At 65.3% G+C, this 19314-nt stretch carries 25 protein-coding genes; 12 read left to right on the top strand and 13 right to left on the bottom strand.

Annotated features, from left to right (window positions below):
- The first annotated feature begins 5 nt into the window (after window positions 1–5).
- From argH to ACODS2_RS05620, 4 genes are all read left to right on the top strand, one after another.
- A complete protein-coding gene (argH, locus tag ACODS2_RS05635; protein ID WP_488997934.1) occupies window positions 6–1421 on the top strand; it encodes an argininosuccinate lyase in 1416 nt (471 codons plus the stop codon).
- Window positions 1421–1672: a hypothetical protein gene (locus ACODS2_RS05630; RefSeq protein ID WP_298166090.1), complete on the top strand. Its 252-nt coding sequence runs from the start codon at window positions 1421–1423 to the stop codon at window positions 1670–1672. Before argH ends, ACODS2_RS05630 begins: the two co-directional genes overlap by 1 nt.
- A 48-nt stretch (window positions 1673–1720) precedes the next feature.
- Window positions 1721–2980, top strand: a complete 1260-nt coding sequence (gene lysA, locus ACODS2_RS05625; protein WP_488997933.1) for a diaminopimelate decarboxylase — start codon at window positions 1721–1723, stop codon at window positions 2978–2980.
- 140 nt (window positions 2981–3120) lie between these two features.
- Window positions 3121–3897, top strand: coding sequence for a precorrin-2 dehydrogenase/sirohydrochlorin ferrochelatase family protein (locus ACODS2_RS05620; RefSeq protein WP_488997932.1), 777 nt, complete (start codon window positions 3121–3123; stop codon window positions 3895–3897).
- On the opposite strand, the gene ACODS2_RS05615 is transcribed toward ACODS2_RS05620, so the two are convergent.
- The 13 genes from ACODS2_RS05615 to pyrE all read right to left on the bottom strand — a co-directional run bounded on the left by ACODS2_RS05615 (window position 3894) and on the right by pyrE (window position 12497).
- Entirely contained in the window at window positions 3894–4151 is a 258-nt protein-coding gene (locus tag ACODS2_RS05615) for a hypothetical protein (RefSeq protein WP_421837173.1), read from the bottom strand. The two genes, ACODS2_RS05620 and ACODS2_RS05615, sit on opposite strands and share 4 nt — an antisense overlap.
- Window positions 4152–4355 (bottom strand): hypothetical protein, encoded by a 204-nt coding sequence (locus ACODS2_RS05610; RefSeq protein ID WP_298166081.1) that lies wholly within the window; start codon window positions 4353–4355, stop codon window positions 4152–4154. It abuts the gene before it with no gap.
- Between the two features lie 82 nt (window positions 4356–4437).
- The gene (locus tag ACODS2_RS05605; RefSeq protein ID WP_067907594.1) at window positions 4438–4647 is read right to left on the bottom strand and encodes a cold-shock protein; all 210 of its coding nucleotides are present in this window, start codon (window positions 4645–4647) and stop codon (window positions 4438–4440) included.
- 363 nt (window positions 4648–5010) lie between these two features.
- A complete protein-coding gene (locus ACODS2_RS05600; protein ID WP_298166331.1) occupies window positions 5011–5415 on the bottom strand; it encodes a PaaI family thioesterase in 405 nt (134 codons plus the stop codon).
- Window positions 5412–5903: a PaaI family thioesterase gene (locus ACODS2_RS05595; protein ID WP_421837174.1), complete on the bottom strand. Its 492-nt coding sequence runs from the start codon at window positions 5901–5903 to the stop codon at window positions 5412–5414. The genes ACODS2_RS05600 and ACODS2_RS05595 overlap by 4 nt, the downstream gene beginning before the upstream one ends.
- A gap of 56 nt (window positions 5904–5959) precedes the next feature.
- Window positions 5960–6427 (bottom strand): Holliday junction resolvase RuvX, encoded by a 468-nt coding sequence (gene ruvX / locus ACODS2_RS05590; protein ID WP_488997931.1) that lies wholly within the window; start codon window positions 6425–6427, stop codon window positions 5960–5962.
- Window positions 6424–7539 (bottom strand): DUF3089 domain-containing protein, encoded by a 1116-nt coding sequence (locus ACODS2_RS05585; protein ID WP_488997930.1) that lies wholly within the window; start codon window positions 7537–7539, stop codon window positions 6424–6426. Before ACODS2_RS05585 ends, ruvX begins: the two co-directional genes overlap by 4 nt.
- 6 nt (window positions 7540–7545) lie before the next feature.
- A complete protein-coding gene (locus tag ACODS2_RS05580) occupies window positions 7546–8628 on the bottom strand; it encodes an AI-2E family transporter (protein ID WP_488997929.1) in 1083 nt (360 codons plus the stop codon).
- The gene (gene lepB / locus ACODS2_RS05575; protein WP_488998596.1) at window positions 8625–9428 is read right to left on the bottom strand and encodes a signal peptidase I; all 804 of its coding nucleotides are present in this window, start codon (window positions 9426–9428) and stop codon (window positions 8625–8627) included. Before lepB ends, ACODS2_RS05580 begins: the two co-directional genes overlap by 4 nt.
- Window positions 9429–9532: 104 nt before the next feature.
- Window positions 9533–9949 (bottom strand): holo-ACP synthase, encoded by a 417-nt coding sequence (acpS, locus tag ACODS2_RS05570; RefSeq protein ID WP_488997928.1) that lies wholly within the window; start codon window positions 9947–9949, stop codon window positions 9533–9535.
- Window positions 9950–9973: 24 nt separating this feature from the next.
- Window positions 9974–10732 carry a pyridoxine 5'-phosphate synthase gene (locus tag ACODS2_RS05565; RefSeq protein ID WP_488997927.1) on the bottom strand — a complete coding sequence of 253 codons (759 nt, stop codon included), beginning with the start codon at window positions 10730–10732 and terminating at the stop codon, window positions 9974–9976.
- Between the two features lie 11 nt (window positions 10733–10743).
- Entirely contained in the window at window positions 10744–11844 is a 1101-nt protein-coding gene (locus ACODS2_RS05560) for a serine hydrolase domain-containing protein (RefSeq protein ID WP_488997926.1), read from the bottom strand.
- A 71-nt stretch (window positions 11845–11915) separates the two neighbouring features.
- A complete protein-coding gene (pyrE, locus tag ACODS2_RS05555; protein WP_298166345.1) occupies window positions 11916–12497 on the bottom strand; it encodes an orotate phosphoribosyltransferase in 582 nt (193 codons plus the stop codon).
- Between the two features lie 281 nt (window positions 12498–12778).
- On the opposite strand from pyrE, the gene coxB reads away from it, so the two are divergent.
- The 8 genes from coxB to ACODS2_RS05515 all read left to right on the top strand — a co-directional run bounded on the left by coxB (window position 12779) and on the right by ACODS2_RS05515 (window position 19280).
- Entirely contained in the window at window positions 12779–13810 is a 1032-nt protein-coding gene (coxB, locus tag ACODS2_RS05550; RefSeq protein ID WP_298166347.1) for a cytochrome c oxidase subunit II, read from the top strand.
- Between the two features lie 28 nt (window positions 13811–13838).
- Window positions 13839–15521 carry a cytochrome c oxidase subunit I gene (ctaD, locus tag ACODS2_RS05545; RefSeq protein WP_488997925.1) on the top strand — a complete coding sequence of 561 codons (1683 nt, stop codon included), beginning with the start codon at window positions 13839–13841 and terminating at the stop codon, window positions 15519–15521.
- A gap of 160 nt (window positions 15522–15681) precedes the next feature.
- Window positions 15682–16605 (top strand): heme o synthase, encoded by a 924-nt coding sequence (locus ACODS2_RS05540; RefSeq protein WP_298169522.1) that lies wholly within the window; start codon window positions 15682–15684, stop codon window positions 16603–16605.
- Window positions 16602–16802: a hypothetical protein gene (locus tag ACODS2_RS05535; protein ID WP_298169525.1), complete on the top strand. Its 201-nt coding sequence runs from the start codon at window positions 16602–16604 to the stop codon at window positions 16800–16802. The genes ACODS2_RS05540 and ACODS2_RS05535 overlap by 4 nt, the downstream gene beginning before the upstream one ends.
- Window positions 16802–17395, top strand: coding sequence for a cytochrome c oxidase assembly protein (locus ACODS2_RS05530; RefSeq protein WP_488997924.1), 594 nt, complete (start codon window positions 16802–16804; stop codon window positions 17393–17395). Before ACODS2_RS05535 ends, ACODS2_RS05530 begins: the two co-directional genes overlap by 1 nt.
- A 115-nt stretch (window positions 17396–17510) precedes the next feature.
- On the top strand, window positions 17511–18332 hold the full coding sequence (locus ACODS2_RS05525) for a cytochrome c oxidase subunit 3 (RefSeq protein WP_488997923.1): 822 nt from the start codon (window positions 17511–17513) through the stop codon (window positions 18330–18332).
- Window positions 18333–18342: 10 nt separating this feature from the next.
- Complete coding sequence (locus ACODS2_RS05520) at window positions 18343–18717, top strand: DUF983 domain-containing protein (RefSeq protein ID WP_488997922.1); 375 nt, start codon at window positions 18343–18345, stop codon at window positions 18715–18717.
- Window positions 18714–19280 carry an SURF1 family protein gene (locus ACODS2_RS05515; protein WP_488997921.1) on the top strand — a complete coding sequence of 189 codons (567 nt, stop codon included), beginning with the start codon at window positions 18714–18716 and terminating at the stop codon, window positions 19278–19280. The genes ACODS2_RS05520 and ACODS2_RS05515 overlap by 4 nt, the downstream gene beginning before the upstream one ends.
- The last annotated feature ends 34 nt before the right edge of the window (window positions 19281–19314 follow it).

The raw sequence follows: 19314 nt of genomic DNA, 5'->3' as shown, positions 1-19314 counted from the left end.
GGGACATGAGCGGCAATTCAGGCTCCAACCAGATGTGGGGCGGGCGCTTCGCGGCGGGCCCTTCGGCCGTCATGCGCGAAATCAACGCCTCGATTCCCTTCGACAAGGCCTTGTGGCGGCAGGACATCGCCGCGTCAAAGGCCCATGTGGCCATGCTTGGTCAGAAGGGGATCGTGACGGCGGAAGATGCGGCGCTGATTGCGGGCGGTCTCGATCAGGTTGCAGCCGAATATGAGGCCATCGGGGTGCCCGAAAACTGGGATCTCGAAGACATCCACATGACGACCGAGAGCCGGCTTGCCGAGTTGATCGGTGCGGCGGCAGGCCGGCTGCACACCGCGCGCAGCCGCAACGATCAGGTGGCGACCGATTTCCGGCTCTGGGTGCGCGATGCGGTGGACCAGACCGGTGCGGCGCTGGAGGCGTTGCAGGTGGCTCTGGTGACGCGTGCGGGCGAGCATGCTGCGAGCATCATGCCCGGCTTCACCCATCTGCAGACCGCGCAGCCGGTGACTCTGGGGCATCACCTGATGGCCTATTACGAGATGATCGGGCGGGACCGGTCGCGCTTTGCCGATGCGCGCATCCGGATGAACCAGTGCCCGCTGGGCGCGGCGGCGCTGGCGGGGACGGGCTTCCCGATCGACCGGCATGCCACGGCAGCGGCGCTGGGCTTTGACGGGCCGACGGCGAACAGCCTGGATTCGGTGTCCGACCGCGATTTCGCGCTCGATTTCCTGATGGCGGCGGCGCAGTGTTCACTTCACCTGTCGCGTCTTGCCGAAGAGTTCGTGATCTGGGCGAGCCAGCCCTTCGGATTCGTTACCCTGCCGGACAGCCTTTCGACCGGCAGCTCGATCATGCCGCAAAAGAAAAACCCCGACGCGGCAGAACTCGTGCGCGGGCATGCGGGGCGGATCGTGGGGTGCCTGACGGCGCTGATGATCACGATGAAAGGCCTGCCGCTGGCCTATTCGAAGGACATGCAGGACGACAAGCCGCCGGTGTTCGAGGCGGCCTCGCTGCTCGCGCTTTCGATTGCTGCGATGACGGGCATGGTGGCCGAGGCGACCTTCCGCACGACGCGCATGCGCGGCGCGGCAGAGCTTGGCTATGCCACCGCGACCGATCTGGCCGACTGGCTGGTGCGGCAGGCGAACATCCCCTTCCGCGAGGCGCATCATATCACCGGCAGCGCGGTCAAGCTGGCGGAAAGCCGGGGCGTAGCGCTCGATCAGCTGGCGCTGGCAGACCTCAAGGCGATCGATCCGCGGGTTGATGAGCGCGTGTTTGCCGCGCTTTCGGTCGAGGCGAGTGTGGCCGCGCGCGCCAGCCATGGCGGAACCGCGCCGGACGAGGTAAGGAAGCGCGTGGCCGAGGCGCGTGTTGCGCTGGGGCTGCCAAAGGACATCGAGGCCTGATGCGCAACTTTCGCACCCTGATCCTGCTGGCTGCCCTGGGCACCGCACTGGCGGGCTGCGGCGCGCGGCGCGAGCTCATGCCGCTCAAAGGTCACTCCCTGCCCCCCGCGCCCTTTGGCCGCGAGGACAAACCCGGGCCCGACGTGCTGCTGACCCCGCCGGTTCAGGCGAAACCGCAGCGCAATATCGAGCTGCGCAGCCGCTCGGAGGATCGCGAGGACGATCCCTTCGATCTGCCGCCGGAAGAATAGAACCCTGCTCTGGCCCTGCGCCGGACCCCAGTTTCCAGGAATACCCCGATGGATCATTTCGAATTTCGCGGCGGCGTGCTTCATGCCGAAGACGTGCCGCTGCCCTTGATCGCGGCTGAAGTCGGCACGCCGGTCTATGTCTATTCGCGCGCGACATTGACGCGCCATGCGCGGGTGTTCCGCGATGCGCTCTCGGTGCTGCCCAAGGTTCACCTCGCCTTTGCGGTGAAGTCCAACCCCAACCTCGCCGTGCTCAAGGTGCTGGCGGCGGAAGGCTATGGGGCGGATGTCGTCTCGGCAGGCGAAATGGACCGTGCGCTCGCGGCGGGTATTCCGGCGGCGGATGTGGTGTTCTCGGGCGTGGGCAAGACGGCGGCGGAAATGCGCCGGGCACTGCAGGCGGGCTGCGGACAGTTCAATCTCGAAAGCGAGGAAGAGGGCGAGGAGCTCGCCGAGATCGCAGCGAGCATGGGGCTGACCGCGACCGCGACGCTGCGCATCAATCCCGATGTCGATGCCGGCACGCATGCCAAGATCTCGACCGGCAAGGCCGAAAACAAGTTCGGCGTGCCCTACGATCGTGCTGCGGGCATCTATGCGCGGCTGTCCGTGCTGCCGGGCCTCGATCTGCGCGGCCTCGCGCTCCATATCGGCAGCCAGCTTGCGCGGCTCGATCCGCTGGAAGCGGCCTTCACCAAGGCCGGGGCGCTGATGCAGGCGATCCGGGCGGAAGGCTTTTCGGTGACGCACATGGACCTCGGCGGCGGGGTGGGCGTGCCCTACAGGGCGGGCGAAGTGTTTCCGCAACCGGCGGACTATGCCGCGATGGTCGCGCGCGTGACGCAGGACTGGGACGTGACGTTGATGTTCGAGCCCGGGCGGCTGATCACCGGCAACACCGGCGTGCTGCTGACCGAAGTGGTGCGCGTGAAGCAGGGCGCGCTGCATCCCTGGGTGGTCGTCGATGCGGCGATGAACGATCTCGCGCGCCCGGCGATGTATGACGCGTGGCACGATTTCAGCGCGGTGACGCCGAAGGGCGAGACGATGACCGCCAATATCGTCGGCCCGATTTGCGAATCGAGCGACACCTTTGCGATGGCGCGGGAAATCGACGTAGTGGCGCGGGGTGATCTGGCGGTATTCCGCACTGCCGGCGCCTATGGCGCGACAATGGCGAACACTTACAACTCGCGCCCCATGGTGCCCGAGGTGATGGTGGATGGCGCAAAGTGGGCGGTGGTGGCCGACCGCATCGAGCCTTCGACCATCCTGTCTGCCGAGCGCGTGCCGGCCTTCCTGCTGTGAGGCTGGCGGTGCGCTAGCACCCTTCGACAAGCTCAGGGTGAGCGGACGTGGGGTTTGCCGTGCGTGGGTCTTTGGGTCTTGCCCTTAGGTCCGCTCGTCCTGAGCTTGTCGAAGGACCCAGCACAGCATAGGCGTTTCGCATGACGCTCCCAAGCCTCCCGCTGTTTCATCGCCTTGCCGGGCAGCCGGTGGTGGTGCTGGGCCATGGCGAGGCGGCGGAGGCGAAGCGGCGGTTGGTGTTGCGCGCGGGCGGCAAAGTGATCGAGGATCTGGCCGAAGGCATCGATACGGGCGCGCGGCTGGCCTTCATCGCGCACGAGGACGATCGGGCCTGCGAGGCCGATGCGATCCGCGCGCGCGGGGCAGGGCTGCTGGTCAATGTCGTCGACAAGCCGGCGCTGTGCGATTTCACCACGCCTTCGATCATCGACCGTGCGCCCGTGCTGATCGCGGTGGGCACAGGCGGGGCTTCGGCGGGGCTCGCCAAGGCGCTGCGGCTACGGTTGGAACGGTTGTTGCCGCAAGGGCTGGGGGCGCTGGCGGAAGCGCTCTACGCGGCGCGCGGCGCAATGCGTTCGCGCTGGCCAACAGGGCCGGAACGCAGGCGCGCGCTCGATGCGGCGCTGGAAGATGGCGGCGCGCTCGATCCGCTGCGTGAAGGTGGCGCGGCGCGGGTGCTGGGCTGGCTGGAGGGCGGCGCGGATGGCGCGGCTGGCCGGTTCACGATCCGGCTGCGCTCACCTGATCCCGATGATCTGACACTGCGCGAGGCGCGGCTGCTGGGGCAGGCCGATGCAGTTGTGGCGGGTCCGCTGGTGCCGGGTGCGGTGCTGGCGCGGGTGCGGGCGGATGCGATGCGCATTGCGCCCGGGGATGCCGAGCCCGAAGGCGGCATCGTGGTGGTGATCGAACCCTAGTCCGGCGCGACGATGTGCGCGAAGAGCTGGTCGAGGTGTAGCTGAAGTTCCTGCACCGCCGGATTGTTTGCGTGGCGGGGGAGGCTCAGCGGCAGGCTCATGCTCTGGTGCAGCGCCGATGCTTCGGTGATCGTGAGCATGCCGCGCTGGCGCAGGATGTTGGCAAGGCTGGCGATGCCGTTGATCGCACAAATGTCAGAGACTTCCAGCGCCGCAAAGAGCTGGGGAAGATCAAGATCGGGCAGATCGGTCATTCAGGCCGGACTGGGGCTGTCGGCGAGCCGTTCCAGGCGCGAACGTTCCCGGCCTTCGGCAACTTCGCGCAGCTGATCGGCCATGGCGCGCCATGCCTTCTCGGAACGCAGCGCACGATCACGCACGTTGTCGAGCTTGGCACCCGATGCTTCGGTTGCCGCCTGATCGGCGCGTTCGACGAGAAATTCATAGGACAACGCCATCTACGTCGACTCCGCAAAAGAGGCAGGCGGAAGGTAGGCGCCCGCAGCGACCAGCGAACTGGCTGCTGCGGGCTCGCCTCGATCAGTTCGCGCTGGCGAGATTGATCGCCGATTCCTTGCCATTGCGGCCGGTCTCGACGTCATAGCTGACGCGCTGGTCCTTGCTCAGCGTGGCGAGGCCTGCGGCCTGCACGGCGGAGATGTGGACGAAGCTGTCCTTGCCGCCGTCATCCGGCTGGATGAAGCCATAGCCCTTGTCTTCGTTGAAGAATTTTACGGTTCCGATAGTCATGGTCGCTTCCTTTCAAGAAACGGGAGTGACCGCCGGCGCGAATGCCGACGGGGTCGTGCGTCTGGTCGTCACTTGAAAGGAAATCGAGGGAGTCGGAGATGCCGGAACCGGGTTCCTGCAGCTCAAATCAAAACGTCGATGCCCGTCTCACTTCAACGAGAGCAGCATGGAAAGACCGGCGCTTGCCGGTTGAAAAAGCCAGGCATCTTGAAAAGGAAAGGACGCTGACAAAGCAGCCGTCAAATTCCGTCGCAATCGACGTGAGGCGAGTTTTCTTTAGAAGCCTGTGCAAAAATTGCAAGACAATTCGGCCGTGGGTGCGGCAGCGTGCATCCTTACGGGCCGCAATTATGCCATTTACGGTCAGCTTTCCTTGGGCGCAGCGAGCAGGAAATTCATCCAGCTGCTGGCGACCAGCTTGCTGCGGTCGCCCTGCCAGGCCTCGACCCGGACGTTCGCCACGCGGCGGCCGGCGCGGATGACCTCGCCGCGCGCAAAAGTGCGTTCCTGCACGCCGCCGCGCAGATATTCGATGCTGATGTTGACCGGCTTGATGCGGGATGCGCTGCCCTGCCGATCGAGCTCTGCGCGGAGGGCAGCGTGGGCGGCCATCTCCAGCAGTCCGCCGATTGCGCCGCCGTGGAGGAAGCCCGGGCGGCCCTGCACACGCTCGGCAAAGTCCATCGCGATGACCGGCGCGCCGTCCTCGATGTGATCGACTTCCATGCCCATGGTTCGGGCATAGGGAGGCAGATTGTAACCGCTCATGGCTTCGACCACCCTTCGCTGCTCACCAGCATGAAGATGCCGGCGGTGTGCGCGACCGGATCGGTTATGTCGCCATCGTGGGCGATCCCGCGCACGAAGGCCATCGAGCGGCGCACCTGATAGCATTCGGCGCGCGCGATCACCGTCTTGCCCGGCGTGGCGGCGCGCACATAGTCGATGCGAAGGTCGAGCGTGACTTGCGGGTTGAAAGTGCCCTGCCGCGTCCAGACCGACATCGAGGTGGCGTTGTCGAGCAGGCTGATGATCGGCCCCGAGGCGAGCACCCCGGTTTCCTCTACACCGACGAGATCCTCGCGCCAGGGCAGGGCAAGCTCGATCCAGTCCTCGCCGTGATCGTGATATTCCATGCCGAGGAAGCCGGTGTGGCCAGCGCGGGTGAACCAGCGGGCGCCGCGTTCGGGATCGAACACGAACCCTTCCGGCATGATCGTCTTCATGAGGCCGGCGGCCTTCTCATCCTTGCTCATGGCTGACGTCCTGCCGGGGTGCCGCTTTGCTGACAACCATCATTTGTGGCCTGAAGTCAGAACGCACTGCCGACCATGGCATCGAGCGCGCCTTGCAGGATGAGCGCGGCGGCGTGCGAATCGATGCGTTCCGCCCGCTTTGCGCGGCTGAAATCCTGCTCGATCATCGCGCGTTCGGCGGCCTGCGTGGTCCAGCGTTCGTCCCACAGCAGGATGGGCAGGCCAAGATCGGCAAGGTTGCGCGCCATCGCGCGGGCGGCCTGGCTGCGCGGACTTTCGCCGCCGTCCATGTGGAGCGGGAGGCCGATGACGAGGCCTTTCACGCTGCGCGCGGCAATCAGCGCTGCCAGTTCGGCCTTGTCCTGCGCAAACTTGCGGCGGCGGATCGTCTGGCCGGCGGTGGCGAAGCGCCAGTCGCGGTCACACAGCGCGACACCGATGGTCTTGGTGCCGGGATCGAGGCCCATCAGCGCGCCGCCTTCGGGCAGGGCGCCGCGCAGTTCGGCCGCACTGGTGGTGATCATTCGACCGGCGTGAACCATGATGCCTCGCGCCGCGCGATATCGGCACGGACATTGGCCCAGAACAGCGGGATATCATAGACGTGGTAGTTGTTGCCGGGCAGCACATAGGGGCCGAGGTCCGGTGGGTCGCCGATCATCAGCAATCCCGTTTTCGCGTCGCAGCGGGCAGGGATGCCAAGCTTCAAGAGCTTGCCCGTCTTGAGATCCATCGAAGGGAGCATGGTGCCGAGGTTGGCTGCGCCGGGTGCGTCGGGCGCGGCGCCGCCGGTCAGCGGATTGGTGCACAGCACGGGTTCGCTGCCCTTGGCCTTGCCATCAAGCCCCGGCTCGGCGCGGTAGGTGTCGAGCATCTGGCCTGCGTCGGCCGGTTCGGCAAAGCTCATCCAGCTCATCACGCAGCCGAAAGAAACGGGCGCAGCGCAAGCGGGAAAGCCTGTCGCGGTCAGATCGTGCGCGGGTGAGACCGGCCAGCCGATCACGTAGACCGCGACGATCTGGCTGGCGAGAGGCTTGCCCCTCACTTCGTCCTGCAGCAGGTGCATGAGGTGCATCGCGCCCTGGCTGTGGCCCGCGAGCACGATGGGCGCGCCAGCGGGAACTTGGGCCAGGAAGGTCCGGAACGCAGCGCGCACGTCGCCATAGGCAACCGCGCGGGCCTTCAGCGTCTCTGGCCGGTTGACGAGGAAGCTGCCGAAGGCTGCCTGCCGGTAGTAAGGTACGAAAACGGCCGCTTCGCCATTGAAGGCGCTCGCCATGCCGCGCATGAACAGGGCCGTGCGATAGCGCGCGTCCTCGTCCTCGATCGGGCCGTTCCAGTGATCGCGCGCGAGGTAGCTCGTCGGGTGGATGAAGAAGACAAAGGCCTTGCCCTGCGGTGCGGCGGGGGTGCCTTCGGGGTGATACTGCGCGGGATCATTGGCGGTGCCGGGGCGTGATACCCACATGGCTGGATCGTCGTAGATGCCTGCGCGCAAGGGCGCCTGCGCTTCGAAGGCGCCGCGCGGCACGAAGGCGAACCGGGTCAGTTCGACTGACCAGATGCGCAGGGCCAGCAGCGCGGCGATGACCATGACGATCAGCAGCGCGATGAAATAGAGGAACTTGCGGGCCATCGACGCCTATTCTGTCTGTTCTACGCGGCGGGTGTTGTGTTCGGCCTGCCGTTCGAGCGCGATTTTCAGCATGACCACCAGCGGATCGGCGAGCGCAAGGCCGAGGATGCCGAACAGCACGCCGAAGATCAACTGCGCGCCCAGCACGAGCGCCGGGGCAAGATCGGCAGTGCGCTTGGCGACCATGGGCACGATCACGTTGCCGTCCACAGTCTGCACCACGACGTAGACGATGATGCAGTAGATCCCCATCGCCGTGCCGCCCGAGAAGCCGACGAGGATCATCAGAATGCCCGAAATCGGCGCGCCGATATTGGGCAGGAACACGAGCAGGCCGGTGAGCAGGCCAAGCAGCGCGGCCATCGGCACGCCATAGACTGCGAGTGCGATCCAGGTGGCGACGCCTTCGATCACCATGCCGAGCATGCGCCCCGCAAGCAGCATGCGCAGCGTGCGGCCCATGCGGTGCGTGGTGCCGTGGAAGTACTCGCGGCTTCCGGCCGGCAGCATCCACGCCAGGCCGCGCTGGTACAGATCGGGCTCGAGCACGAAATAGATGCCGAGGATGACGATGATCAGCAGCGTGGTGACGCCGCCGAACAGCCCGCCGAGCGCCTGAGTCACCTGACCGACCCCGCCGAGCAGTTGCTGCACCAGACTGCTGACATCGCTGCGGCCCATGGTGAGGCCATGCGCAGAGGCCCAATCGAGCGCGCGCTGGGCCTGCCGGGTGACGAGCGGCGGCATTTCTGCGGCCTGGGTCATGATCTGGCTGCCGGCAAACTCGACCACCCAGACAAGGAAAGCGACCGTCAGCAGTAGGACCACCGCCACGCGCCATGAGCGTCCGATGGGCAGCACTCGGCCGAGCAGCCGCTGACCGCCGTCGATCAGCATGGCGAACACGAAACCGCCGAAGATCACCAGCAGCGGATGCGCAAGATATACCGCCAGGGCGGCCAGCCCGGCCATGCCGATCCACACCGCCGCGCGCTTGATTTCCTGCCGGACGAGATCGTCGCGGATATCGGTGGGCCCGGCGCTGTGCTGCGGGGCGGTCTCGGGAACGGTGGTCGGTACGTCGCTCATCGCTTGGTCGGGGCCCTTTGCGGCAGGATCATCGGTCGCAGTTTGAGCGAAGCGCGGTTACCCCGCAAGGCACCGTACCATGTCAAAGGATTCCACGTCTCGGTGCCATTGAGCGAATACGTGATGAATTCGGCGCGCCCGCCGATATCGGCCAGCGGAACCGGCCCGCCGAGGCCTTTTTCGATGATCGGCGCGCGGCTGTCGGCAGAATGATCGCGGTTGTCGCCCATCAGGAAGGCATAGCCTGCCGGGACCTTGGTCTCGGGATAGTTGTCGAGCGGCTGCTGGCGGTGATCGATGATCCGGTAGGTCGCGCCGTTTGGCAGGGTTTCGCGGAAGATCGGCAATTCGCAGACCTGCTTGCCGTCTGCCGCGCGGTAACGAAGTCCGGCGAAATCATCGGGATCGCAGGGCTGGTTGGGATCGACCGGCAGCTCGAGCGGGGCTTCGGCGATCTGCGGCACGGGTTTGCCGTTGAGGATGATCTGGCCGTTCACGACGGCAATTCGGTCGCCCGGCAGCGCGACGACGCGCTTGATATAGTCCTCATCGCGATCCGGCGGGACGACGATGACGATATCGCCATAGGCCGGAGTCGAGGGAAGAATGCGCGTCTTCGAGCGCGGCAGGAAGTGCATCGAGGCCGAAACCCACGACCAGCCATAGGGATACTTCGAGACGACCAGCTGATCGCCGACAAGCAGGTTCGGCATCATCGAAATCGACGGGATGTAAAAGGGCTTGGCCACGAAGCTGTGGAAGCCGATCACCGCCAGCAGCATGAGCAGCAGGCCGCGCATTTCGGCGAGCCAGTTGGTGCCCTCGGGTTCGCCAGCTCCACTTTCGGGTGCCGTGTTTTCCGGCTGCTCTGCTTCGGGGACCGGCGCGGTTTCGGTAATGTCGCTCAAGCAGCACCTTCAGAAAGGGGTCGCGCCTCGATCACGACGAAGGCCTGCGCCCATGGGTGATCGTCGGTGAGCGTCAGGTGAACCACCGCCACATGCCCCGCCGGGGTGATCGCGGCAAGGCGCGCGGCGGCGCCGCCCGTCAGCGCCAGCGTCGGCGCACCGGAGGGCGCGTTGACCACGCCGATGTCCTTCATGAACACGCCCGCCTTGAAGCCAGTGCCGACCGCTTTGGAGAACGCCTCCTTGGCAGCAAAGCGCTTCGCCAGCGTGCCCGCCTTGGTATAGGAGCGGCGCGCGGCCTTGGCCTGTTCTGTTGGCGTGAACACGCGCTGCACGAAACGCTCGCCGAAGCGGTCGAGCGAGGCCTGGATGCGCTCTATGTTGCAGAGGTCGGAGCCCATGCCGATGATCACTGCCCGCTCCTCACCGCCCGCTCCTCACCGTGCCGCGTCCATCAGTTCGCGCATCCTGAGCACCGCGTTTTCGAGCCCGGTGAAGATCGCCTCGCCGATCAGGTAGTGGCCGATGTTAAGCTCGGCCAATTGGGGAATCGCGGCGATGGCGCTGACGTTGTCGTAAGTGAGGCCGTGGCCGGCGTGGGGCTCGATGCCGTTCTTGGCGGCCAGCGCGGCCATGTCCGCGATGCGGCGCAGTTCCACCGCGCGGGCCTCACCCTCAGCGTGCGCGTATTCGCCGGTGTGGAGTTCGACGACGGGCGCGCCGAGCTTCATCGCCGCTTCGATCTGGCGCGGATCGGGAGCGATGAACAGGCTGACGCGGATGCCGGCATCGGCGAGTCGGCTGACGATCGGGGCGAGGCGGTTGTGCTGGCCGGCGGCGTCCAGCCCGCCCTCGGTGGTGCGCTCCTCGCGCCGTTCGGGCACGATGCAGGCGGCGTGCGGCTTGTGCCGCAGCGCGATGGCGAGCATTTCCTCCGTCGCGGCCATTTCAAGGTTGAGCGGCAGGTTGGTCGCGGCCTGGATGCGCGCAAGGTCCTCGTCGCGGATGTGGCGGCGGTCTTCGCGCAGGTGCGCCGTAAGGCCATCGCCGCCGACTTCGGCGACGATCTGCGCTGCGCGGACCGGATCGGGATGTTCCCCGCCGCGCGCGTTGCGGATCGTGGCGACGTGGTCGATGTTCACGCCGAGCCGCAGGCGCTGCAGCCTGCCGGCGTTGGAGAAGGTCTGCTGTGTCATGATGCCCTGTGTCACAATGACTTGCACAAAGCTGCGGCCAGAACGTCGTGCGTCAGCCCGGCTTGCTGCCACACTTCGCCGAAAGCCTCCTCGGCGTTGCCGCGGTTCCAGGTCATGATCACCACCATATCAAGCTCCGGAAGAATGATGTTTCGCAAGGATACCCCGCCAATATGGCCGCGTCGTTCGACAAGGTGCACGCCTGCGCCCTCGCATCCCTTGAGCGCGGCTTCATAGGACCATTGCCCGAGCGCCGCGTATCCGTAGCGCGGCTGGCCTGTCCACATCACGGCGCGCTGGGCGGGTGGCAGCAGCTTGCCTGACATCAACGCGCGGTCGAACGCCAGAAGATCATGCGTGGTCCCATAGAGCGCACCAGCCGGGCCGAAATTGGCAAGATGGAAAGCGCGCGACTCAGGTTTATCGCCTTCGAATCCCGCGACAGCTGATCTGGAGAGTTTGGACGGGGCCTTGGGAAACACGCCCAAAGTACGCAGCCCGAGCGGCTTCGCTATGCGCTCCTCGACCAGCGCGGCATAGGTCTTGCCGGTGATCGCTTCGAGCACCGCGCCCATCATGATGAAATCGCAATCGCCATAGCGGAAGTCCGCTGGCGGGACATTGTCGGGCTTGCCGGTCGGTCCTTCGCACCAGGTGACGCCGGTGGCCGGGCTGCCAAGTGGCGCTCTGTAGAAATAGGCCCAGCCGTCATTGTCCTGCGGCGCAAAATCGTCTGCGTGGCGCAGGCCCGAGACGTGCTGCATGAGCATGCGCGAGGTGAGGGTATCGGCGTGGGGTGCCCGGCTGCGCGGCAGATAGCGCGCGATCGGCTGGTCGAGATCGAGCCGGCCTGCGGCGACTTCCTGCATGGCAATCGTGGCGGTGACCTGTTTGGTAACCGACGCCCAGCGCCAGATCCGGCCAAGCCGGTGCGGCGCGGTCCCGCCGGGCTCGGCCATCCCATATGCGCGTTCGAGCAGGATTCGGTCGCCACGGGCGATGAGCAGCGTGCCGGCAAAGTCTGCCGCCTTGATGACAGCGGCCAGGCGCGGTTCGTTGATCGCAGGAGCCGTGCCGGTGTCCGGCGTCTGCGCGACGGCAATCGGCGCCATGATCGACACCAGCAGCGCGCCCAGAATGCACCTTGGCAGGGCTCCCGCAGCGGCTCTCACCTGCGCGAACATCAGGCGGCGCGGCTGCCGGGCTTGATCGCCTGAGTCGCGGCGAGTTCGGGTGGAAGCTCGTCGGGCGCGTAGGTCGGGAAGCTGAGGCTGACGAGCGGGTAGAACGGCACGCCGAGGTCTGCCGTGCCGCCCGAGCGATCGACCAGCGCCGCGCCGGCCACCACGATGCCGCCCGCCGCCTCGATCGCGGCGATGGCTTCGCGGCTGGAAAGGCCGGTGGTCACGACGTCCTCGACCATCAGCACCTTCTCGCCGGCCTTGAGCGAAAAGCCGCGCCGTAGTTCGAACGTGCCGGTCGGGCGCTCGACGAACATGGCCTCGACGCCCAGCGCACGGCCCATTTCGTGGCCGATGATCACCCCGCCCATCGCGGGCGAAATGACCTTGCCGATCTGCTGGCGCAGTTCGCGCGGCAGAGTCGCGGCGAGTGCGGCGGCAAGGCGAGAGGCACGCATCGGGTCCATCAGCACGCGGGCGCATTGCAGATAGTGCGCGCTGTGGCGGCCCGAAGAGAGCAGGAAGTGCCCCTCTAGCAGGGCCTCGCTGGCGCGGAATTCGGAGAGGATCTCGTCTTCGAGCATGGTTGTCTCATCATGAGCGGGCGTCGGAGCCCGCAGGAGGTGCTTCAGGGGTGGGTCAATAGCGAAGGGAGGGGCGCGGCGCTATGCCGGACTGCTCGATTCCCGTTATTCGCTTGCGCCTTAGAGCTTTAGGGCAAACCCCATTGCCCCAAAAATATACGTTGAGGCGCTTGAGGCTTGGGGCGAGCGCGCGTATAGGCCCCCTTGAATTAAGGGATTTGGGGTGTGGAGTGTCGGAGCAAAGGTCCGGCGCAGAAGCAAAAAATCGAGAGTTGCACACGATGAGTCTTTCCCATGTTGCCCGCGCCGTGACGGGTGCGATCCGGACATTCAGCCTGGCTGCCGCGCTTGCATTCGCGCCCCAGGCCATGGCTGCTGCCGCTCCGGCACCCGCAGCCGAAGTGGCTCCGGCGCCTGCCGCCCCGGTTGCAGTGACGCCTGCTCCCGCCGCCAGCGCCGCTCCGGCAGATGCTGCCGCGCCGGTGGACAAGGGTTCCTACACCCCGATGAAGCCGACCGATGGCAAGGGCCAGCCGGTCGCCAAGGCGTGGACCTTCCAGGATCAGTATTCGCCGATCGGGCAGGAAGCCCTGGCGATGCACGATTACCTGCTGATGCCGGTCATCGTCGTGATCACGCTCTTTGTCCTGCTCCTCCTGCTTCTGGTCATGGTCCGCTTCCGTCGCGCCGCCAACCCGGTCGCATCGAAGACCAGCCACAACACCACGATCGAGATCATCTGGACGGTTGTTCCGGTGCTGATCCTCGTCGTGATCGCGGTGCCCTCGATCCGCCTGCTGGCGCACCAGTATGCGCCCGCGCCCAAGGGCGCGCTGACGGTTAAGGCCACTGGTTACCAGTGGTACTGGGGCTACACGTATCCGGACAACGGCGGCTTCGAGGTGATCTCGAACATTCTGCCCGATGCGGAAGCGCTGAAGCGCGGCGAGCAGCCGCAGCTGGCCGCCGACAACCGCATGGTCGTCCCCGCTGGTGAGCCGATCCGCCTGCAGACGACCGGTTCAGACGTGATCCACGCCTTCGCCGTGCCCTCGCTGTGGTTCAAGCTCGACGCCGTGCCGGGCCGCATCAACGAGAAGGTGCTCTTCATCAAGGAACCGGGCGTTTACTACGGCCAGTGCTCCGAGCTGTGCGGTGCCCGCCACGGCTACATGCCGATCGTGGTCGAGGCGCTGCCCCGGCCCAAGTTCGAAGAGTGGGTGAAGACCCAGGGCGGTACTGTCGGTGCTCCGGCGGCCGGCGCCACCACCACGGCGGCCGCAGCGCCCGCCAAGACCACGCCCGCAGCGTAACAGATTTCGAGGACAAGGTTAGACCACCATGGCCAGCATTCCAGCCCACGAAGGCTTCGACGCCCACCACGAGGCGCACGATCATGACCACAAGCCCGCGTTCTTCGCGCGCTGGTTCATGTCGACCAACCACAAGGACATCGGTACGCTCTACCTGATCTTCGCGATTATCGCGGGCATCATCGGTGGCGGCGTCTCGGGCATCATGCGCGCCGAACTCGCGCACCCGGGCATCCAGTATCTCGGCTGGTGGACCCACTTCCTTGGCGGCAACGACCAGGACTTCAACGCGACGCTCCACCTGTGGAACGTGCTGATCACGGCCCACGGCCTGATCATGGTGTTCTTCATGGTCATGCCAGCTCTCATCGGCGGCTTCGGCAACTGGTTCGTCCCGCTGATGATCGGCGCGCCGGACATGGCCTTCCCGCGGATGAACAACATCTCGTTCTGGCTGACCGTCTCGGGCTTCTGCTCGCTGATGATCTCGGCCTTCATGCCCGGTGGTACCGGCATGGGCGCAGGCACGGGCTGGACGGTCTATGCCCCGCTTTCAACCTCGGGCTCGGTCGGCCCGGCGGTCGACTTCGCGATCTTCTCGCTGCACCTTGCGGGTGCTGGCTCGATCCTCGGCGCGATCAACTTCATCACCACCATCTTCAACATGCGCGCACCGGGCATGACCCTGCACAAGATGCCGCTGTTCGTGTGGTCGATGCTCGTCACCGCGTTCCTGCTGCTGCTCTCGCTCCCGGTTCTGGCCGCGGCGATCACCATGCTGCTCACCGATCGCAACTTCGGCACCACGTTCTTCAACCCGGCTGGCGGCGGTGATCCGGTGCTCTACCAGCACCTGTTCTGGTTCTTCGGCCACCCCGAAGTCTACATCATGATCCTGCCGGGCTTCGGCATCATCAGCCAGATCATCTCGACCTTCTCGAAGAAGCCGGTGTTCGGCTACCTCGGCATGGCCTACGCCATGGTCGCGATCGGTGCGGTGGGCTTCATCGTGTGGGCGCACCACATGTATACCACCGGCCTCGACGTTAACACGAAGATGTACTTCACCGCCGCCACCATGGTCATCGCGGTGCCCACCGGCATCAAGATCTTCTCGTGGATCGCGACGATGTGGGGTGGCAGCCTCGAGTTCAAGTCGCCGCTCGTCTGGGCAATCGGCTTTATCTTCCTCTTCACCGTCGGCGGCGTGACCGGCGTGGTGCTCGCCAACGGCGGCATCGACGACAACCTCCAGGACACCTACTACGTCGTGGCGCACTTCCACTACGTGCTGTCGCTGGGTGCGGTCACTTCGCTCTTCGCCGGGTTCTACTACTGGTTCCCGAAGATGAGCGGCCGCATGCACAGCGAGTTCCTCAGCCACCTGCACTTCTGGGTGTTCTTCATCGGCGTGAACCTGATCTTCTTCCCGATGCACTTCCTCGGCGTTCAGGGCATGCCGCGTCGCTATCCGGACTACGCCCCGGCGTTCGAGTTCTGGAACACGATCGCAACCAATGGCTACATGGTCATGGCTGCCTCGATGGTGATCTTCTTCGTCAACATCGGCTACTCGCTGGTGGCCGGCAAGAAGGCGGAAGGCAACTACTGGGGTGAAGGCGCCACCACGCTCGAGTGGACGCTTTCCAGCCCGCCGCCGTTCCACCAGTTCGAAACGCTCCCGGTGATCGAGGACGCGCACGCGCACTGATCGGATACCCGGTTTCAACTGGGGGTCTGCACACACAGAGGGGCCCCGGAGTGATCCGGGGCCCTTTTGCGTTGGTCGTCCCATGAGACAAACTTTGGCACCAAAGCCCGGTGCCGTTTCGCTTTCCCTTCACGGAATGCAGGCCTATAGGCCGCCCATCATGACCACCGCGAACCCTCAGGCCCTGATCATGCCCGCCGACTGGCGCGACTTCTTCGCGCTGACCAAGCCGGGCGTGATGCGGCTCGTCATCTTCACCGCGGTGTGCGGCATGCTGGCGGCGCCCGGCACCATCCACCCCGTGCTCGCCTTCACCGCGATCCTGTGCATCGCAGTGGGCGCAGGCGGCGCTGCGGCGCTGAACCAGTGGTGGGAAGCCGATCTGGATGCGGTGATGAAGCGCACCGCCAAGCGCCCCATTCCCGGCGGCCGCATGGATCGCACTTCCGCGCGCGATTTCGGCTTCGCGCTCTCGGGCATCTCGGTCATGACGATGGGGCTCGCCATCAGCTGGCTCGCGGCGGGGATCCTCGCCTTCTCGATCTTCTACTACGCCTATCTCTACACCGTGTGGCTCAAGCCGCGCACGCCGCAGAACATCGTGATCGGCGGCGGTGCGGGCGCGTTTCCGCCACTGATCGGGTGGATCGCGGTGACCGGCCACATCACGTGGATGCCGGTGCTGCTGTTCCTGATCATCTTCATGTGGACACCGCCACACTTCTGGGCACTCGCCCTGTTCGTGCAGATCGATTACTCCAAGGCGGGCATCCCGATGATGCCGGTCGTGGCAGGCGAACGCTCCACCCGGTGGCAAATTCTGGCATATGCCGCCGTGCTGCTTCCGCTTTCGATGACACCCTGGTTCATCGGCGGAACGGGTTGGATATATGGCCTTTCCGCGCTCCTGCTCAGCGGGATGTTCCTGTGGCTGTCGTTCAAGGTGGGCCTGCGCACCTCGGCCCCCGGCGATGGCATGAAGCCGGAGAAGCGCTTGTTCGCTTATTCGATCTTCTACCTGTTCATCCTGTTCGCGATGCTGGTCGCCGACCGCTTCGCGACGATCCTGGGTCTGCAAGCATGAACCAGCCTTTCAATGACCGCCCGCTCACTGCTGCTGAAACCGATGCGCTGCGCGCGCGCCAGCGTGAGCGCAACAAGGTCATGGGCCTGATCCTCGGCTTCCTGGTGGTCCTGTTCTTCGCGATCTCCATCGTGAAGATCACCGCCAAGCCGGAACATGCACCGGCAGAAGGCACAGAGCAGGCGGAGCATTCCTGATGGCGCTGGCGCTCGATGTAGCAAACCGGCGCAACCGCAAGGTTGCCGCGATCGCTGCGTTCGGCGCGGCGGCGATGCTCAGCCTCGGATTTGCCTCGGTGCCGCTTTACCGGATGTTCTGCCAGGCCACGGGCTTCAACGGCACGACCCAGCGCGCGACAGCGGCGCAGGCGGCTTCGGTGAAGACCACCGCGCGCCCGATCACGATCCGCTTCGATGGCAACGTGACCTCGGGCATGCCATGGCAGTTCCGTCCGGAGCAGGTGACGCAGGACGGGCACATCGGCGAGCGCAAGATGGCCTTCTTCATCGCGAAGAACACCTCGAACCGGCCCATTGTCGGCCGCGCGATCTTCAACGTCACACCGGAGCAGACCGGCGCCTATTTCCACAAGATCCAGTGCTTCTGTTTCAACGAGCAGCGGCTCGAACCCGGTGAGCAAGTTCGCATGCCGGTGATCTATTACGTCGATCCCGAGATGCTGAACGACCCGAACGCGAAGGACGTTCCCGAGATCACGCTTTCGTACACCTTCATGGAAGCAGCGGACAGCGTGGCCGCACCGCCTGAAAAACAGGGTGGCAAGAGGTAGGAAAGCCTCTGGACCGCACCGCAAGGCCTCGATAAAGGCGTTTGCAAACAAGCTGAATCGTGCCTTCGGGCGGCGATCCGGCAAGTCCCAAAAGACGGGGGTTGAAAAGACGAACATGGCCGGCACGAAGAACCACGATTATCACATTCTGCCGCCGGACATCTGGCCCTTCGTCGGCGCGCTGTCCGCGCTCACGATGACGAGCGGCGGCGTGTTTGCCATGCACGGCATGGCCGGCGGCAAGATCGCACTGTGGCTCGGCGTGTTCGGCGTCGCGCTCACGATGTTCTCGTGGTGGGGCAAAGTGATCAAGGAAGCGCATGCGGGTGATCACACCCCGGTCGTGCAGCTGCACCAGCGCTATGGCATGATCCTGTTCATCGCTTCGGAAGTGATGTTCTTCGTTGGCTGGTTCTGGGCCTTCTTCGATTTCTCGCTGTTCCCCAACCAGTTGGTGGAAGTGGTCGGCGGCAAGTGGCCGCCCAAGGGCATCGAAGCGGTGATGAACCCCTTCGACCTGCCGCTGCTCAACACGCTGATTCTGCTCTGCTCGGGCACGACGCTGACCTGGGCGCACCACGAACTGATCCACGGCAACCGTGAAGGCCTCAAGACCGGCCTGTGGGCGACTATCGCGCTCGGCCTGCTGTTCAGCTCGATCCAGGCCTACGAATACATGCACGCGCCGTTCCCCTTCGGCGAGAACACGTATGGCTCGGCGTTCTACATGGCGACCGGCTTCCACGGCTTCCACGTGATCGTCGGCACCATCTTCCTCGCAGTGTGCCAGGCGCGCGCCTACAAGGGCCACTTCACGCCGCGCCAGCACTTCGGCTTCGAAGCGGCGGCGTGGTACTGGCACTTCGTCGACGTCGTGTGGCTGTTCCTCTTCGTCGCCATCTACGTGTGGGGCGGCTGGGGCGCGCCGATCGAGTGATCGGTTCCCGGTGACAGACAGCACCGAACAAGCAACGAAAGGGCAGGGCGGGCTTACCCGCGCTGCCCTTTTCGGTTTGTGCCCCCGCTGCGGGGCGCGGAGCTTGTGGGATGCGCCCGCAGCCTTTGCGCCGTCCTGCCGGGCCTGCGGTCTGGTGTTTGAGGATTATGAACCGCGCGGGCGGGGGCTCTATTTCGTGCTGCTGCCGCTGACATTCCTGCTGATTGCGGGGGCGTTGAAGCTCGATGATCTGGTGCGCCCGCCTTTGTGGCTGATGCTGGCGCTGATCGTGGTGGTGGTGCCGGGCGTGATCTTCGGCACACTGCGGCTGATGAAGGCGGCCTTGCTGATAGCGCGGCTGCGTGCGGCGGGAGTTGTGGCGTGAAGCGTATTCCGATTGTGCCGACGCTGATTGTGCTGCTGGCGGTCGCCTACATGGTCCACCTCGGCCTCTGGCAGCTTGACCGGCTGGGGCAGAAGGAAGCGATGCTGGCGCGGTATCAGGCTGCGCAAAGCTCTGGCACCGAAGTGCCGTTCCTCATTCCGCCGATGCTGGCCGAAATGAACTATTACCATCGCAGCAGTCTTGACTGCGACATCGTGCTCAGCATGACGACGCTCTCTGGTCGCAATGCCAAGGGGGAAGCTGGCCTTGCGCATTCCGCGCAGTGCCAGACGCCGGAAGGTTCGACAGCAACAGTCGTACTAGGCTGGTCGCGCGATCCTTCGACGCCGGTCTGGAAGGGTGGCCGTGTGACGGGCTGGATCGCACCCGGACCAAGGTTGGTGGCCGATCCGCCGGTGGCCGGGCTGGACGCCAACGCGAGGCCTGACCCGAACGACATCCCCAACAACCACCTCGCCTATGCGGTGCAGTGGTTCCTCTTCGCGGGCGTGGCGCTGGTGATCTATGCGCTGGCGCTCAGGAAGCGGATGCGCGGAAGCTGATCACACCCGTTCGTGTCGAGCGAAGTCGAGACTC

This window comes from Novosphingobium sp. FG137, from assembly GCF_057809735.1.
Note: the sequence above shows the minus strand (reverse complement) of the source record. Positions and strands in the feature narration are given on the sequence as shown.